Source organism: Frigoribacterium faeni, assembly GCF_007988805.1.
In the GTDB taxonomy this organism is placed as follows: domain Bacteria; phylum Actinomycetota; class Actinomycetes; order Actinomycetales; family Microbacteriaceae; genus Frigoribacterium; species Frigoribacterium faeni.
In genome coordinates this window covers 45490-61880 of sequence record NZ_BJUV01000020.1, presented here as the reverse complement: position 1 = coordinate 61880, position 16391 = coordinate 45490, and the positions used below count along the sequence as shown (strand labels likewise).

Here is a 16391-nt window from a genome sequence, read left to right as displayed (position 1 = left end):
CGTGACCGTCGGCGTCGACGCCCACGTCGGTGACGCTCGCGACGCCGGGGTTCCCGGCGAGGTCCTTCTTGAGGATCTCCTTGTAGTCGAACCCGGCGTCGTCGGATCCGACGACGATTCGCAGCTGGTCAGCCATGGTGGTGCCTTTCTGTAGGACGGGAGGTCGGGAGCGGGTCAGGAGGCGCGGTGCGCGTCGGCGCGCGCCGCGATCACGTCCGCGACGGCACGGGTGATCAGGCCGAGCGAGGTGGCGCCCGCGTCGGGGGTGCCGAGGCTCTTCTCGGCGTGCGGACGGGCGCGGCCCATCTTCGGCATCAGGTCGGCCGTGGCGGCGGCGGCCGCGACCGCGACGTCCGCCGCGGCGGCCCAGGCCGTCGTGAGGTCGGCGCCCGCGTCGATCGAGGACGTCAGCGAGTCGCTGAACGGCACGAGCACGTCGACCATGGTCTTGTCGCCGACGGTCGCGCCGAACTCGAGGATGGCGTCGGTCGCGGCGGCGACGCCGGCGGCGACCGAGCGCCGCGACGGCGCCGCGTCGTCGGTGAGAGCACTGCCGAGGCTCGCCAGGGCGGAGCCCCAGAGGGCTCCCGACGTGCCGCCGGCCCGGTCGGACCAGGCGTCGCCGGCCCGGTCGAGCAGCGTGCCGGCTCCCGCTCCGCCCTGCAGGGCGTCGAGGGCGGCGGCGACGGCGGCGTTCACGCCGCGCTGCATGCCGATGCCGTGGTCGCCGTCGCCGGCGACCGCGTCGATGCGACCCAGCTCGTCGACGTTCTCGTCGACCGTGGTCTTGACGGCCTCGAGGGCGGCGAAGACCGTCCGCGCGGCCTCCTGCGACTCGGGCGACGCGGGCGGGATGCTCTCGGCCACGAGCGCCTCGAGCACGGTGTCGTCGAGCCGCTCGGCCGCGTCCACGGCGCCCTTCTTGAATGCGGGGGCGTCGGCCGGGGCCGCCCAGAAGCCCTCGAGCTCGTCGTCGAGCCAGAACAGGGTGAGCGAGGCGCCCGCCATGTCGAAGCTGGTGACGAGCTCGCCGACCTCCGGCTCGACCACGGTGAGTCCGGCCTCGCGCAGCAGCTGGTCGACCTTCGCGTAGACCACGAAGAGCTCCTCGTACTTGACCGAGCCGAGACCGTTCAGGAGGACCGCGACCCGCTGGCCCCGTGCCTCCTCGACTCCGTCCGGCAGCTCGGCGAGCAGCGAGGCGACGAACAGCTCGGCCAGCTCGTTCGCGGTCGGCACGTCGGTCTCGCCGATGCCGGGCTCGCCGTGGATCCCCATGCCGACGGCCATCCGACCCTCCGGGACGGTGAACAGCGGCTCGTCCGAACCGGGCAGCGAGCAGCCCGAGAACGCGACGCCGAAGCTTCGCGTGCGCTCGTTCGCCTTCTCGGCGACCCGCACGACCTCGTCGAGCGGGTAGCCGGCGTCGGACGCGGCCGCCGCCGTCTTGAAGACCGTCAGGTCGCCCGCGATGCCGCGGCGCTTGTGCTTCTCGGCGACCGAGGCGCTCGAGATGTCGTCGGTCACGGTGACCGTGCGGGTCTCGATGCCCTCGGCGACGAGCTTGGCCTGCGCCTGATCGAAGTTCAGCACGTCGCCGGCGTAGTTGCCGTAGCTGAGCAGCACGCCCCCGCCGCTGTGGGCGGAGCGGGCCACCGAGCGCACCTGCTGCCAGGACGGCGACGCGAACAGGTTGCCGAGGGCCGCCCCGTGCGCGAGCCCCTGGCCGACCAGCCCGCCGAACGCCGGGTAGTGCCCCGAGCCGCCGCCGACCACGAGCGCCACCCGGCCGGGCGTGCTGCGGGTCGCGCGGACGACCCCGCCGTGCACCCGGCGCACCCAGCGCTGGTTGGCGGCGACGAAGCCGTCGATCATCTCGTCGGCGAATTCGCTCGGTTCGTTGAAGAGGCGGGTCATGGGATGCTCCTGGGGCTGCGGGTCTGTCGACGGTGAGGACCGCGGGTGGACGGGTGGTGCCGAGGAGGCGCGGTGCGCGACGGTCGCGACCCGCGCCTCCTCGAGGTCAGTCGAGACCGGACGTGCGGGCCAGCTCGGCCGCCTCGTCGGGAGTGGCCGCTCCCTCGGGCTTCTTCATCTTCGTGAGCACGACCATGAGGGCCGCGGACAGCAGCAGGAAGAACCCGACGATGAACATCGGCACCTCGTAGTTGCCCGTCACGTCCGTCACGAGGCCCGTGACGTAGGGGGCGCTGAAGCCGGCCAGGTTGCCGATCGTGTTGATCAGCGCGATGCCGGCCGCGGCGGCCGCCCCGGTGAGGAACTGCGTCGGGAGGGTCCAGAAGTTCGGCAGCGCCGAGAAGATCGCCATGGCGGTGACCGCGATGACCGCGATGGTGGCGGCGGGCGAGCCGGTGAAGAGCGCGACCGGGATGCTGAGACCGCCGACGACGGCCGGGATCACGATGTGCCAGGTGCGCAGACCGCGGCGCGAGGCGTCGCGCGACCAGAAGTACAGGGCGATCGCGGCCGGCACGTACGGGATGGCGGTGATGAAGCCGCGCTCGGTGACGCTGAACTCGGTGCCGAACTGCTCCTGGAACCCGCCGATGATCGTCGGGAGGAAGAAGGCGAGCGCGTAGAGGCCGTAGACGAAGCCGAAGTAGATGAAGGCGAGCATCCAGACGCGGCCGTTGCCGAACACCTTGAGGATGCTGGGGTGCTTCCCGCCGGCGGTCGAGCCCGTCTTGCCGGCGGACTCCTTCTTCAGGGCCTCCGTGAGCCAGACCTGCTCGTCGCGGGTCAGCCACTTCGCGTCGGCGGGCTTGTCCTTCAGGTAGAACCAGGCGATGACGCCGATCACGATGGCCGGGATCGAGACGCCGAGGAACATGAACCGCCAGCCCTCGAGACCGAGGATGCCGTCGTGGCTGATCAGCCAGCCGGCGAGCGGCGCCCCGATCACCGAGGTGAGGGGCTGCGCCAGGTAGAAGAGCGCGAGGATCTTGCCGCGGTGACGGGCCGGGACCCACAGGCTGAGGAACAGGATGGCGCCGGGGAAGAACCCGGCCTCCATGACACCGAGCAGGAAGCGCAGCACGACGAGCTGCTCGAAGTTCTGCACCCAGGTGAAGAGCAGCGACACGATGCCCCACGAGACCATGATGCGGGCGAGCCAGCGACGCGCTCCGAAGCGGTGGAGGGCCAGGTTGCTCGGCACCTCGAGGAGGATGTAGCCGATGAAGAACACACCCGAGGCGAAGCCGAACTGGGCGGCCGACAGGGCGAGGTCGGACTCCATGCCGTTCGGGGCGGCGAAGCCGATGGCGGTGCGGTCGAGGTAGTTGATGAAGAACATCAACGCGACGAACGGCACCAGACGGACGGCGACCTTACGGATGGCGGACTTCTCGACGGCGCTCTGCGGCTCCGGCGATCGGGTGGGGGTGTCCACATCGACTCCTTCGTTATCTAACGACTCTGTTGGATGAACGTCACCGGAACTCGAGAGACCCGCTGCACGTGCGGATCCCATGGTGCCGCCTCGTCACCCGACTTGTCAACCGGTTGACCAATCGTGGCGACGGACGGCGCCGCACGGACCGGTGCGTCATATCGCTCGGTAGGCTTGCCGCGTGCCCGCCTACCCCGACGACGATCCGACCTCGCTGCGGCTCGACCTCGAGCTCGTGCCCAAGGGCACGGCGGTCTCCGAGGTCGTCAAGCAGCTGATCGGCCTGCTGACGGCCGGCGAGCTCGTGCCGGGCTCGCGGCTCCCACCCGAGAGGCAGCTCGCCGAGCGCATCGGCGTCGGCCGCTCCGCCGTCCGCGAGGCCCTGGCGGCGCTCGAGATCCTGGGCATCGTCACCGTGCGCCCGGGGTCGGGCACCTACCTGCGCGACACCACGTCCGAGCTGTTGCCGACCACCCTCAGCTGGGGCATGATGCTCAACGCGACGCGCACCCGCGAGCTGATCGAGGTGCGCAGCGGACTCGAGATCCAGGCCGCGACCCTGGCCGCGCGACGGGCGAGCGACGACGACGTCGAGAAGCTGGGCGGCTTCGTCGAGACGATGCGCGACACCCTCGACGACATCGACACGTTCCTCCAGGCCGACATCCGGTTCCACCTCCAGATCGCCCTCAGCGCCGACAACGTCGTGCTGAGCGACCTCCTACAGAGCACCCGCTCGCTGCTGCGGCTCTGGGTCGAACGCGGCCTGCGTCATCGCGACCAGGCCGACGCCGCCTACCGCGAGCACCTCGCCGTGTACGAGGCCATCGCGGCACGCGACCCCGACGCCGCCGAGGACGCCATGCGCCGGCACATGTCGACGGCCGGCGAACGCGTCGGGCACGCCGACGTCGGGGGCCCCGCCGCCTGAGCGGTCGGCGGCCGGGCGACTAGAGCCAGCTCCGCTCCCGGGCGACGCGCGCCGCCCCGTGACGCGACGAGCTGCCGGTCTTCTGCATCGCCGACGAGAGGTAGTTGCGCACCGTGCCCGAGGCCAGGTGCAGACGGGCGCTGATCTCGCGCACGGAGAGCCCCTCGACGGTCAGCCGCAGCGTGTCGAGCTCGCGGTCGGTCAGCGGGCAGTCGTCCATCATGGCCGCGGCCGAGATGTCGGCGTCGATGTACCGCCGCCCGCCGTGCACCTGCACGATCACCCGCTCGAGCTCGTCGGGGTCGACCGACTTCGGCAGGAACCCGCGCACCCCGGCCGTCAGCGCGCGCTTGAGCACGCCCGGGCGGCCGTGGCGGGTGAGCAGCACCACGGCCTGGTCGGGCCGGCGGGCGAGGATGATCGTCGCCGCCTCGATGCCGTCCATGCCCGGCATCTCGAGATCGAGCAGCACGACGTCGGGCTCGTGCTCGGCGGCGAGCGCCACGGCCTCGGCCCCGTCGACGGCCTGGGCGACGACCTCGACGTCGTCGCTGAGGTCGAGCAGGGCGGCGATCGAGCGGCGCAGCAGGGTCTCGTCGTCGGCGAGCAGCACCCGGATCACGAGGCGACCGCCGAGGAGGCGCGGGTCGCCGAGGCGGACCCGTCGCGTCGCACCCGCTCGGCCCGCGCCTCGAGTCGGAACACGCCGTCGGCGTGACGCGTGCCGAGCGCGCCCCCGACCTCGGCGAACCGTTCGCCGAGCCGAGCGAGTCCGCTCAGCACGCGCGTGGGCTCGAGGGCCCCGTCGTTGAGCACCGCCACGGAGTCGTCGGCGAGCTGGATCGTCACCCTCTCGGCCTGCGCGTGGCGCAGCAGGTTCGTCGTGGCCTCGCGCACCGCGTGTCCGAAGAGGTCGTCGGCGGGGTGCCCGACGGGGGCCGTCCCCTCGACCGTCAGGTCGATGCCGGCCGCGCGGATGAGCTCCGTCGAGTTCGCGAGCTCGCCGGCCAACGTGAGCCGGCGTTCTCCGAAGGCCAGCCGCCGCGTCTCGGCGATGGTCTGGACGATCAGCTGCTCGGCCTCGCGCAGGTGGGCCCGGGCGGCCTCGGGGTCGCGGTCGAGCGTCTTGTCGGCCAGCTGCAGCTGGAGCCGGCTGACGTGGAGCGCCTGACCCTGGATGTCGTGCAGGTCGACCGAGAACCGGTAGCGCTCGCGCACGACGGCCAGCTCGGCCGTGGTCTCGCGGGCGGCGTCGATCTCGAGGTAGAGGTCGAAGGCGTAGCGGTTGAGCCGGAACACCACGTAGATGCTCGTCATGACGGCGGCCGTCACGATCAGGAGGAACGACAGGGTCCCGACGTCGTCGCGCTCGGCGACGACCACGGGTGCGACCGCGACGGCGAGCCCGATCGCGAACCACCACCACGACGCGAACGGCGGCGTCGTCGTGGTCAGGCCGACCGCCACCCCGAAGTAGAGCAGGAGACCCGCGGTCTGACCGTCGAACGGGACGAGCAGCCAGAGGGCGGCCGACGAGATCAGCGACAGGGCGGTGAGCCACCAGGGTCCGCCGCGCTCCCAGAAGGCGGCATGGACCGCCACGACGACGGACACGGCGATCATCGCCGCCACGACCCCGATGGATCCGCCGTCGCCGACGAGGGTCGCCCCGAAGAAGAACGCGAAGAAGGCGACCATCGCCACGAACGATGCCGTCACGTAGCGGCGCATGCGCGTCAGCGCGGGCAGGCGGTCGCGGGTCGAGCGGGGCATGCCACCCACGCTAACGGAGCCGCCCCACCGCCGGACCCGTCCGATGTCACGCCTGTGGATGACCGATGTCACACGGAAGACGTGTCAGAGCGGCACTACGCGCCTCCCCTCGGTCACGGCATCGTCGACGACATGACGAACCCCACCGACACCACGCCCCGTCCGGCCGTCACGGCCGACTCCGCCGAGAGGGCCGACGCCGTGATCTCGACGCTCGGGCTGAGCTGCGCCTACGGCTCGTTCACCGCCGTCGACGGCGTCGATCTGGTCGTCCGCCGCGGCGAGCTCTACGCCCTGCTCGGCACCAACGGCGCCGGCAAGACCACCACGCTGGAGGTGCTCGAGGGGCATCGCGCTGCCAGCGCCGGCCGCGTCGAGGTGCTCGGCGGCGACCCGGCGGACCGCCGCCGCACCCGACCGCGCATCGGCATGATGCTGCAGGACTCCGGGCTCGCACCCGAGCTGACCGTGCGCGAGAGCGTGGCGCTCTCCGGCGCCGTCTCGGGCCGCGACGACGACGTCGACCGCGTGCTCGGTCTGGTCGGCATCGACCACAAGGCGCGGGCCCGGGTCGCGCAGCTCTCCGGCGGCGAGCGCCGCCGCGTCGACTTCGCGGCGGCGGTCTGGGGAACCCCCGAGCTGGTGTTCCTCGACGAGCCGACCACCGGGCTCGACCCCGCCGCCCGCGACGCCCTCTGGGCCGTCGTCTCCGAGCTGCGGGAGGCGGGGGTCACCTTCCTCCTCACCACCCACTACCTCGAGGAGGCCGCCGAGAACGCCGACCGGATCGGCCTGATGCACGCCGGCAGGATCAAGCGCGAGGGCACGGTCGCCGACCTGACGGCCGGCACGACGACGAGCATCCGCTTCGTCGCGCCGGGTCCGCTCGACGAGCTGCCGGTGCGGCCGACCCGCACCGAGAACGACCTCGTCGTCGTCGAGACCGACGACGCCCAGCGAGACGTCACGGCCCTCATGACCTGGGCGGCCGCCGCCGACCTCACCCTGGCCCGCTTCACGGTGCACGAGTCGGGACTCGACGACGTGTTCCGCGACCTCGGCCGCGCCTCCTGACCTCCTCCGACGCACCGTCCTCGAAAGGACCCCTCATGACCTCCGCGACCACCGCCTCCCCGTCCTCTCCCGGTACGACCGACCCGGTCGGCCCCTCGCCGCGCGGCACCGGCGCGTCCGCACCGCTCGCCATCGGCCTCGCCGAGCTGCGGATGCTCGTGCGCAACCGCACGGTCGCGCTCAGCGCCCTCCTGCTGCCGCTCGCCTTCGGCGCCATGACCTTCGCCTTCGACGTGTACGGCACGGGCGGCATGCTCGCCGGCGTGCAGACCATCGGCATGGTGGGGCTCGGCGTCTACGTGACCGCCACGACGACCCTGGCCGCACGACGCCAGTCGCTTTATCTCAAGCGGCTGCGGAGCGGTTCGGTCTCCGACGCCGGCATCATCGGCGGGCTCGTGCTGCCGATCGTCGCGGTGAGCGTCGCGCAGCTCGTGATCGTGCTGGGCGTGCTCGCGTTCCGCGAACCCCCGGTGCACGCGTGGCTGCTGATCGTCGGCGTGGTCGTCGCCGAGGTCATGTTCGCCGCGTTCGCCCTGGCGACGGCCGGCGTCAGCACCTCGCCCGAGCACGCGCAGTACACCACGATGCCGGTCCTCCTCATCACTCTCGGCGTCGCCATCTGGTGGTCGATCACGGGAGCCGACGATCTGCTCTGGATCAAGCGGATCCTGCCCGGCGGCGGGCTGATGGAGCTCATCACGGTCGCCTGGAGCGGCGGCGACCTCGGGCTGATCCCGGTGCTGCTCGCCCCGACGCTGACCTGGGCCGCCATCGCCGTCGCGGCCGCCATCCGGATGTTCCGGTGGGAGCCCCGCCGCTGAGCGGCGCTCCGAGGCCCCGCCCGGCCGCTCCCGGCCGCCCGGCTCAGAACCGGGGGCGCGACACCGCGGGCACGCCGACGGCGACCGAAGCCGGCGGCACGTCCTTCGTCACGACGGCGTTCGCCCCGACGATGCTCCCGTCGCCGACGGTGACGCCGCCGAGCACGGCGGCCCCGGCGCCGATCGTCACGCCGTCGCCGATCGTCGGGTGACGCCGGCCGCGGGCTCCCCCGCGGCCCTTGCCGCCGAGGGTCACGCCGTGGAACAGGGTGCAGTCGTCGCCCACCACGGCGGTCTCGCCGATCACGACGCCCATGCCGTGGTCGATGAACAGCCGACTGCCGAGGGTGGCCCCGGGGTGGATCTCCACCCCGGTCAGCGATCGGGTCAGCTGCGAGAGCACCCGGGCGACGAACCGGGATCCGAGGAGACGCGGCGCACCTCCCGCACGCCACAGCCGCGAGGTCACGCGATGCGCCCACACCGCGTGCAGGCCCGAGTAGACCAGGGCCGTCTCGAGGCGTCCTCGAGCAGCCGGGTCGCGCCTCCGGACGGTGTCGAGGTCTTCGCGGAGGCGCGCGACCAGTCGCACGCTAGGCGTCCGCGAGGCCCTGGTACAGCACCGTCGACAGGTAGCGCTCACCCGTGTCGCAGACGATCGCGACGATGCGCTTGCCCGCGTTCTCGGGTCGCTTCGCGATCTCGAGGGCGGCGTGAACGATGGCTCCCGACGAGATGCCGGAGAAGATGCCCTCGCGCGCCGCCAGGTCGCGGGCGACGCGGAGCGCGTCGTCGAGCTCGACGGGGAACACCTCGTCGATCTGCGAGCGGTCGAGCACCTCGGGCACGAAGTTGGCGCCGATGCCCTGGATCTTGTGCGGGCCGGCCGTGCCCTTGCTGAGCAGGGGCGAGTCGGCGGGCTCCACGGCGACGACCGTGACGCCGGGGACCTGCTCGTGCAGCACCTGGCCGACGCCCGTGATGGTGCCGCCCGTGCCGACGCCGGCGACGAAGAAGTCGATCTTCCCGTCGGTGTCGCGGAGGATCTCCTGCGCGGTCGTGCGACGGTGGATCTCGGCGTTGGCGACGGTCTCGAACTGCTGGGCCCAGATGGCGCCGTCGGTCTCGGCGACGATCTGCTTCGCGCGCTCGACGGCGCCCCTCATGCCCTCGGGTCCGGGCGTGAGCACGATCTCGGCGCCGTAGGCCTTGATGACGGTGCGTCGCTCGACGCTCATGGTCTCGGGCATGGTGACGATCACCTTGTAGCCGCGGGCGGCGCCGACGAGGGCGAGCGAGATGCCGGTGTTGCCGCTGGATCCCTCGACGATGGTGCCGCCGGGCTTCAGGTCGCCCGAGGCCTCGGCCGCGTCGACGATGGCGACGCCCAGACGGTCCTTGACACTGGCGCCCGGGTTGTAGAACTCGAGCTTCGCGAGCACCTCGGCGCCGCCCTCGGCGGGGAGGCGGTTCAGCTTGACCAGGGGCGTGTCGCCGAAGGCGGAGGTGATGTCGGCGTGGATTCCGGGCATGAGGTTCTCTTCCGTGAGCGAGGTCTGTGCGTTCGAATCGAGCCTCATCCTAGGTCGCCCCGCTGTCCGTCCGCCCGACATGACGCCCCGCGGCGACCGCCCCGCCTCCGCACCGGAAAACGGACACCGCACCAGGTCTAGTCCCGGTGCGGTGTCCGTTTAGCGGTGCGGAGGGCTCGACCCCGGGCGGAGGGCTCGACCCGGGCGGGGGGCGCTACGCGCCGGTCACCTTGCCGGGGTTGAACACCCGCCCCGGGTCGGCCGAGTCGAACAGGCCCTGCATGACCGCGACGCCCTCGGGCGAGACGTCCTGGGACATCCACGGCTGGTGCTCGAGCCCGACGCCGTGGTGGTGGCTGACGGTGGCGCCCGTGTCGATGAAGGCCTGCTGGATCGCGTGCTTCACGACGTCGTACTGCGCCTCGGCGTCGTCGCCGTGCTCGAAGGCGAAGGTGAAGTAGAGGCAGGCGCCCGAGTGGTACGAGTGCGACAGGTGCCCCATGATCCAGCCCTGGACGCCGATCCGGTCGAACGCCTGGTTGGCGGCGGCGTAGACGCGCGACGAGACGTCGCGGAGTTTCGACCAGGGGGCGGCGGTCTCGGAGACGTCCGCCGCGCCTCCGTGGTCCATGAAGAAGTCGCGCAGGTAGGGCGTGTCGAACTTCTTCTGGTCGTAGAGCTTGCCGGGGCCGGTGCCGACGGCCATGCCGCGGTTCGCCTTGACGATCCTCCCGACCGTCTTCTGCGTGCGCGCGACGTGCTCGGGCCCGCCCTCGTAGCCGATGAACGACAAGCACATCGCGTCGACGTCCCAGCCCTTCGCCTTGAGCAGGGTCGGGAGCAGGTCGGTGATCTTCTGAGAGATGCCCTTGCCCGGCTTCGACGTGGCGAACGAGAAGGCGGTCTCGTGGGAGTCGCTGACGCGCGTGACCGAGGGGCTGGCGTCGCTCTCGGCGATCGCCTGCATGGCGGCGAGGCCGTCGTGCCACGACGGGAAGAGGTAGGCGAGGATCTCGCGCTTCTCGGGCAGACGGTGCACCTGGGCGGTGACCTCGGTGATGACGCCGAGGCGCCCCTCCGAGCCGATGATCATCTCGCGCAGCGACGGGCCCGTGGAGGCGCTCGGCACGGCCCGGATCGCGAGGACTCCACCGGGGCGCACGACGCGCAGCCCCTTGGTGATGTCGGCGATGTCGCCGTACTTGTCGCTCTGCATGCCCGACGAGCGGGTCGCGACCCAGCCGCCGAGGGTGGAGTGCGTGAAGCTGTCGGGGAAGTGGCCGAGCGTCCAGCCGCGGGCGTTGAGCTGCTCCTCGAGGTCGGGGCCCTGTCCGCCGGCCTGGATGCGGGCGAGGCCGCTGTCCTCGTCGATGTCGAGCACGCGGTCGAGGCGGCCCATGTCGAGGGAGACGATCGTGCGCGTCTCGGCCGGCAGCGGCTCGAGGCTGCCGACGATGTTGCTGCCACCGCCGAAGGGGATCACGACGAGGTCGGACGCGACCGCCAGATCGACGATCTGCTGCACCTGGGCCTCGTCGGCGGGGTAGACGACCAGATCGGGGACGCGGGCGAGGATGCCGGCGCGGATGCGGATCAGGTCGCGGATGCTCTTGCCGTAGGTGTGCACGACGCGGTCGTGGTCGTCGGTCGCGACGGCGTCGGCGCCGACGATCTGCACGAGCGAGTCGACGACCTCGGGCCCGGCGATCGAGGCCGGCACGGTGAGGTCGTCGAACTTGAGGCCGGTGTCGTGCTGCCCGCTCGAGAGCTCGACGCCGACGATCTTCTTGACGAACGGCGCGAAGGCCGGCTTGTCGTCGTGGTGGAACGCGACGCCCTCGACGCCCCAGCCCCACCACTTCATGTGCTTGACGGCTGCGACGGAGTCGCTCTTCTGCTGCTGGACGTCGGTCACCGATGTGCTCCTTCGGACGGGTTGTCAGGGCCCAGGATACGGGCCGAGTTCGCGTCGCGGAGACGCAGGACCTCGGTGCGCACGCGCAGCGAGAAAGCGGCGGGGCTCTCGCCCTCGACGGGCCGCATCGGGTCGCCGAACGCGACGCCGACCGGCAGACGACCGGGCCGGGGCCAGTTCGCGCCGCGCGGCTGGGCGATGTGGGCGCCGATCAGCGCCAGCGGGACGATGGGCACGTCGCAGGCCAGGGCGAGGGCGGCGGCGCCCGGCTTGAAGTGCGCGACGGTGCCGTCCTTGCTGCGGGTGCCCTCGGGGAAGACCAGCACGGGGTAGCCCCGCTGCAGCAGCGAGCGGGCGCTGACGGTGGGCTGACCCGAGCGTCCGCGCGCGGCGGCCTTGGCGGCGGCGCGACGCCGCGCCGAGCTCCCGGGGGTCGACCCGGCCGAGGCCCCCTCCGAGGAGGCGCGGGTCGCGTCGACCGCGGAGGCCGGCGCCCCGGAGCCCCGCTGCACCGGGAAGGCGTTGAAGAACAGCTCGGTCAGCTGACGGCGCCAGCGCACGTCGAAGAAGTAGTCGGCCGCGGCGCCCGTCGCGAGGTACCGGGCGAGGCGCCGGGGCAGCGCCCCGAGGATCAGCGGGGCGTCGAGGTGACTGGAGTGGTTGGCGACGACGATGAAGCCCCCGTGGAGGTCGTCGAGACGGTCGCGATCGATGACGGTGACGTCGGTGATCGACCAGATCGTGGGCTTGAGCACCATCCGCTGGGCGACGTAGCGGGCCATGGCGTGGCCACGCGAGCTGAACCGGTCGCGCACGTCGCTCGCGACGTCACCCGCACGCTGGGCGACCGCGTCGAGACGAGGGTGGTCGCGACGATCGTCGCGGCTCACTGCTCGACGGGCTTCCGACGGCTGGACGAGATCGCGCCCGAGGCGGCTCGCACCGCGCTGCGGGGGGCATGCCGCACCAACCAGAAGAGCACCCGGTACCGAACCGTGGGCATGGAGATCACCTTCCCTTTGTCGACGTCGCGCAGACACGCGGCCACGAGGTGTTCGGCGCTGAGCCACATCGCGTTCGGTATCGACGACGACCGGATGCCGGCGCGCTGATGGAACTCCGTCCGCACCCAGCCCGGCAGCAGAGCGGTGACGCCCACGCCGGTCCCCTTCAGCTCGACCGACAGGCTCTCGCTGAACGACGTGGCCCAGGCCTTGACGGCGCTGTAACCACCCATGGTCATGTAACCCGCCGTGCTCGAGACGATGATGACGCGACCGCGGCCCCGGAGGCGCATTGCACGAGCGCCCGCGCCCGACAGCACCAGCACGGCCCGGCACATCACCTCGAATGCGGCGTCGTGCGCGGCGACGTCGGTCGACGTCAACGGCGTGTGCACGCCGAAGCCGGCGTTGTTGACCAGGAGGTCGATCGGCTGCGCCGGGTCCTCGAGGCGGGCCGCCACCCGATCGACGTCGGCGCGGTCGCCGAGGTCGGCGGACAGGACCTCCACGCGTCGACCGAGCCCCCTGAGCTCGGCCGCCGTGGCGTCGAGTCGGGAGAGGTCTCGGGCGACCAGGACGAGGTCCCAGCCACGCGAGGCGAGTTGACGGGCGAATTCGGCTCCGATGCCGGACGTGCCCCCGGTGACGAGCGCTGTTGCCATGCCGCTTACGATACGGTCTTGAGGGCTCGTCGCGTGCATCGTGCCCCGTTCGACCACACGACAGCGTCACGAGAGGATCACAGGTCTTGAGCATCGACGGTGACCCCTACGACACGACCGACTTCGACATCCGCGAGTTCACCCTCACCGCCCAGGGCAACCTGCGCGGCGAGCTGGACCTCGCCCCGTTCGAGGCGACCCCGCTCGACGACGACGCGCTCCGTCTGCTGCGTCATCTCGGTCGGCTCGAGAGCGCCACGATGGAAAACCTCCGCAACCTCCTCGTCACGGCGACCCATAAGGACGCCCGCGTCACGGCGTTCCTGGTGAGCTGGGCGTTCGAGAAGTTCTGGCTCGCCGATGCGATCGACGCGGTCCTCCAGGCGCACGGTCGGCCCCGCCTGAAAGAGGTGGCGGAGGGTCCGCGTCGGCACACGCCGTCCGAGGCCGTCGAGCGCCGCGGCCCGATCACCCGCGCCATCGAGGCGATGGGCAAGGGCGTCCCGATCGTCGCCGTGCACATGACCACCGGCCTCGTCGACGAGTGGGTGATGGGCGACGCCTACGACGTCCTCGTCGAGCGCGCCGCGAACCCGGCCCTCACCGCGATCGTCGAGCGGATCCGATCGATCAAGGCCCGGCACGAGCGCTTCTTCGGAATCGAGTCCCACTGGCGTCTCGAGGACTCGGCCCGCGCCGTCAAGCAGACCCGCGCCTCCCTGACCACCGCCGTCTGGCCGGTCGGCGCCGTCGAGCGCGCCGACAGCGAGCGCACCTTCTTCGACGCGACCGTCTACGGCGGAGCCGACGGCCACGTCCGCGCCGACGCCCTCGGCGACCGCGTGTCCGCCCTCCCCGGCATGGACGCCGCGATCGGCTCCGCCGTCACACGAAAGCTCACCGCATGACCACTGCGCTCCCCTCCTCCGTTCCCGGATCGACCGAGACGAGCCTCGGGTCGGCGCACGTGCTGCTCACCGGCGGCACGGGCTTCGTCGGTCAGGCGATCCTCGAACGACTCCTCTCGACGCACCCCGACACGACGATCACGCTGCTGATCCGCCCGAAGGCCGGGACCCCCGCCCTCGGCCGCCTGCGGCACCTGCTGAAGAAGCCCGTCTTCGCCACCTGGCGCGACCGGGTCGGCCCCGCCGAGGTGGAGCGCGCCCTGACCGAGCGGCTCCGCGTCGTCGAGAGCGGGCTCGGATCGCTGCCCGCCCTGCCGAGCGACCTCGACGTCGTCATCCACAGCGCGTCGACGGTCTCGTTCGACCCGCCGATCGACCAGGCGTTCGACACCAACGTCGGCGGCGCCGTCGGTCTCTACGAGGCGCTGCAGCGCGCGGGCGGCGACCCGCACGTCGTGCACGTGTCGACCGCCTACGTGGGCGGGATCCGCAAGGGCGTGTTCCCCGAGGCCGCCCTCACGCACGACGTCGACTGGCGCGCCGAGTACGCCGCCGCGCGCGACGCCCGTGCCCGGGTCGAGGCCGCATCGCGCCAGCCCGAGACCCTGCGCAGGTTCCTGGCCGAGGGTCGCGCCGGGCACGGCAAGACCGGCCCGCAGGCCGTCTCCACCGCCGCCGAGGAGGCGCGGGTCGCCTGGGTGGCCGCGCGTCTGGTCGACTACGGGCGCACCCGGGCCGAGACCCTCGGCTGGACCGACGTCTACACGCTGACCAAGGCGTTCGCCGAGCGCGCCGCGGAGGAGCTCTGGGCCGCCGAGGGGCACCGCCTCTCGGTCGTCCGCCCCGCGATCGTCGAGAGCGCCCTGCGACACCCGTTCCCCGGCTGGATCGACGGCTTCAAGGTCGCCGACCCGCTGATCATGTCGTACGCCCGCGGCCTGCTGCCCGAGTTCCCCGGAGTGCCCGACAGCGTGCTCGACGTCGTGCCGGTCGACTACGTGGTGAACGTCATCCTGGCGGTCGCGGCGAACCCGACCCGCGCCTCCTCGGCTCCGGTCGACGACACCGCCGAGAGCGGCTCGACCCCGGCCGATGCGGCACCGGGCGACGCCCAGTACTTCCACGTGGCGTCGGGCAACAGCAACCCGTTCCCGATCCTGCGGATGTTCGAGAACCTCAACACGTTCTTCACCGCCAACCCGCTGCCGCGCGACGAGCACACGTCGATCCCCGTGCCGACCTGGAACTTCCCCGGCGTGCGCAAGGTCGAGGGCGCGATCCGCATGAAGCAGCGTACCAACGACTGGCGCGAGAAGGTGCTGACCCGCCTGCCGTCCAACGCGCGGACGCGCACGGCCCTCAGCGACGTGCAGACCCGACGCGCCGACCTCGAGTCGCTGCAGAGCCTCACCGACCTCTACCGGCATTACGTGCAGTCCGAGATCATCTTCGACGACCGGCGCACGCGCGCCCTGCACGACGGGCTCCCCGAGGGGGCGCCCGCGAGCATCGGCTTCGACGTCACGGACATCGACTGGGAGGACTACTTCCAGACCGTGCACTTCCCGTCCATCACGGCGATGACCCGGGCCTTCTCGGTCCGGCCCGCCGCGGCCGGCGCCGTGCTCGACACGAAGGCCCTCCCCCGTCGGGACGACGTCGTGGCCGTGTTCGACCTCGAGGGCACGGTGCTCGACTCGAACATCGTCGAGCAGTACCTCTGGGTGCGCTCGAACGGGTTCCGCAAGGCGGCCTGGCCGGGCGAGGTGGCCAGCCTGCTGACCGGCCTGCCCGCCTACCTGCGCGCCGAGGGCCGTGACCGGGGCGAGTTCATCCGCTCGTTCCTCCGGCGCTACAGCGGCATGCCCGTCGCCCGTCTGCAGAACGTCGTCTCGTCGTCCGGCTACGGCGAGACCGTGCGTCGGCACACCCTGCCCGACGCCCTCGCCCGCATCGCCGAGCACCGGGCCGCCGGTCACCGCACCGTGCTCGTCACCGGCTCGATCGGCACGCTCGCCGCACCCCTCGCGGACCTCTTCGACGAGGTCGTGGCCAGCACGATGCACCAGCGCGACGGCGTCTACACCGGCTACCTGGCCCAACCGCCGCTCGTCGACGAGGCCCGGGCCGCCTGGCTCGAGCAGTACGCCCGTGAACGGGGTGTCGACCTCGCAGGTTCGTACGGATACGGTGATTCCCACGCCGACCTCGTCTGGCTCGAACTTCTCGGCAACCCGTCTGCCGTGAACCCCGACGCCAATCTCGCACGCGAAGCGCTCCGAAGAAGATGGAGCATCCGCGACTGGACTCGTGGCGGCATCACAGCGAAAGGAGACGGAGGCAGGGCCTGACGCCC

Annotated in this window: 14 protein-coding genes and 1 pseudogene; 5 read left to right on the top strand and 10 right to left on the bottom strand. The window is 71.9% G+C overall.

Annotated features, from left to right (window positions below; genetic code table 11):
• The 3 genes and pseudogenes from FFA01_RS16270 to FFA01_RS10655 all read right to left on the bottom strand — a co-directional run.
• Positions 1-136 (bottom strand): annotated as a pseudogene (locus FFA01_RS16270) (RpiB/LacA/LacB family sugar-phosphate isomerase); the annotation flags it as partial.
• Positions 137-174: 38 nt separating this feature from the next.
• Positions 175-1917, bottom strand: a complete 1743-nt coding sequence (locus FFA01_RS10660) for a dihydroxyacetone kinase family protein (protein ID WP_146855903.1) — start codon at positions 1915-1917, stop codon at positions 175-177.
• Positions 1918-2023: 106 nt separating this feature from the next.
• The gene (locus tag FFA01_RS10655) at positions 2024-3412 is read right to left on the bottom strand and encodes an MFS transporter (protein WP_371859204.1); all 1389 of its coding nucleotides are present in this window, start codon (positions 3410-3412) and stop codon (positions 2024-2026) included.
• A 181-nt stretch (positions 3413-3593) separates the two neighbouring features.
• Between FFA01_RS10655 and FFA01_RS10650 the strand changes: the two genes are divergently transcribed.
• The gene (locus FFA01_RS10650; RefSeq protein WP_146855899.1) at positions 3594-4343 is read left to right on the top strand and encodes a FadR/GntR family transcriptional regulator; all 750 of its coding nucleotides are present in this window, start codon (positions 3594-3596) and stop codon (positions 4341-4343) included.
• 19 nt (positions 4344-4362) lie between these two features.
• On the opposite strand, the gene FFA01_RS10645 is transcribed toward FFA01_RS10650, so the two are convergent.
• Together FFA01_RS10645 and FFA01_RS10640 are read right to left on the bottom strand one after the other, a co-directional pair.
• Positions 4363-4965, bottom strand: a complete 603-nt coding sequence (locus FFA01_RS10645; protein ID WP_146855897.1) for a response regulator transcription factor — start codon at positions 4963-4965, stop codon at positions 4363-4365.
• Complete coding sequence (locus FFA01_RS10640; protein ID WP_146855895.1) at positions 4962-6116, bottom strand: sensor histidine kinase; 1155 nt, start codon at positions 6114-6116, stop codon at positions 4962-4964. The genes FFA01_RS10645 and FFA01_RS10640 overlap by 4 nt, the downstream gene beginning before the upstream one ends.
• Positions 6117-6248: 132 nt before the next feature.
• Here FFA01_RS10640 and FFA01_RS10635 point away from each other — a divergent pair, with 132 nt between their 5' ends.
• Together FFA01_RS10635 and FFA01_RS10630 are read left to right on the top strand one after the other, a co-directional pair.
• Complete coding sequence (locus FFA01_RS10635; protein WP_146855919.1) at positions 6249-7190, top strand: ABC transporter ATP-binding protein; 942 nt, start codon at positions 6249-6251, stop codon at positions 7188-7190.
• A 35-nt stretch (positions 7191-7225) separates the two neighbouring features.
• Positions 7226-8014: an ABC transporter permease gene (locus FFA01_RS10630; RefSeq protein WP_146855893.1), complete on the top strand. Its 789-nt coding sequence runs from the start codon at positions 7226-7228 to the stop codon at positions 8012-8014.
• A gap of 43 nt (positions 8015-8057) precedes the next feature.
• Here FFA01_RS10630 and epsC read toward each other — a convergent pair whose 3' ends face one another.
• The 5 genes from epsC to FFA01_RS10605 all read right to left on the bottom strand — a co-directional run bounded on the left by epsC (position 8058) and on the right by FFA01_RS10605 (position 13127).
• Positions 8058-8606 carry a serine O-acetyltransferase EpsC gene (gene epsC, locus FFA01_RS10625; RefSeq protein WP_244289804.1) on the bottom strand — a complete coding sequence of 183 codons (549 nt, stop codon included), beginning with the start codon at positions 8604-8606 and terminating at the stop codon, positions 8058-8060.
• Position 8607: 1 nt separating this feature from the next.
• Complete coding sequence (gene cysK / locus FFA01_RS10620; protein ID WP_146855889.1) at positions 8608-9546, bottom strand: cysteine synthase A; 939 nt, start codon at positions 9544-9546, stop codon at positions 8608-8610.
• A gap of 214 nt (positions 9547-9760) precedes the next feature.
• The gene (locus tag FFA01_RS10615; protein WP_307725048.1) at positions 9761-11461 is read right to left on the bottom strand and encodes an FAD-binding oxidoreductase; all 1701 of its coding nucleotides are present in this window, start codon (positions 11459-11461) and stop codon (positions 9761-9763) included.
• Positions 11458-12351, bottom strand: coding sequence for a lysophospholipid acyltransferase family protein (locus tag FFA01_RS10610; RefSeq protein WP_146855887.1), 894 nt, complete (start codon positions 12349-12351; stop codon positions 11458-11460). The genes FFA01_RS10615 and FFA01_RS10610 overlap by 4 nt, the downstream gene beginning before the upstream one ends.
• Positions 12348-13127 carry an SDR family NAD(P)-dependent oxidoreductase gene (locus FFA01_RS10605; RefSeq protein WP_146855885.1) on the bottom strand — a complete coding sequence of 260 codons (780 nt, stop codon included), beginning with the start codon at positions 13125-13127 and terminating at the stop codon, positions 12348-12350. The genes FFA01_RS10610 and FFA01_RS10605 overlap by 4 nt, the downstream gene beginning before the upstream one ends.
• An 86-nt stretch (positions 13128-13213) precedes the next feature.
• On the opposite strand from FFA01_RS10605, the gene FFA01_RS10600 reads away from it, so the two are divergent.
• Positions 13214-14035, top strand: coding sequence for a hypothetical protein (locus FFA01_RS10600; RefSeq protein WP_146855883.1), 822 nt, complete (start codon positions 13214-13216; stop codon positions 14033-14035).
• The gene (locus FFA01_RS10595) at positions 14032-16386 is read left to right on the top strand and encodes an SDR family oxidoreductase (protein WP_146855881.1); all 2355 of its coding nucleotides are present in this window, start codon (positions 14032-14034) and stop codon (positions 16384-16386) included. Before FFA01_RS10600 ends, FFA01_RS10595 begins: the two co-directional genes overlap by 4 nt.
• The last annotated feature ends 5 nt before the right edge of the window (positions 16387-16391 follow it).

Bases quoted from the DNA above. Each gene is read 5' to 3' on its own strand.
- FFA01_RS10660 (WP_146855903.1), bottom strand. From the start codon at position 1,917: ATGACCCGCCTCTTCAACGAACCGAGCGAATTCGCCGACGAGATGATC.
- FFA01_RS10640 (WP_146855895.1), bottom strand. From the start codon at position 6,116: ATGCCCCGCTCGACCCGCGACCGCCTGCCCGCGCTGACGCGCATGCGC.
- FFA01_RS10605 (WP_146855885.1), bottom strand. From the start codon at position 13,127: ATGGCAACAGCGCTCGTCACCGGGGGCACGTCCGGCATCGGAGCCGAA.
- FFA01_RS10635 (WP_146855919.1), top strand. From the start codon at position 6,249: ATGACGAACCCCACCGACACCACGCCCCGTCCGGCCGTCACGGCCGAC.
- FFA01_RS10630 (WP_146855893.1), top strand. From the start codon at position 7,226: ATGACCTCCGCGACCACCGCCTCCCCGTCCTCTCCCGGTACGACCGAC.
- cysK (WP_146855889.1), bottom strand. From the start codon at position 9,546: ATGCCCGGAATCCACGCCGACATCACCTCCGCCTTCGGCGACACGCCC.
- FFA01_RS10595 (WP_146855881.1), top strand. From the start codon at position 14,032: ATGACCACTGCGCTCCCCTCCTCCGTTCCCGGATCGACCGAGACGAGC.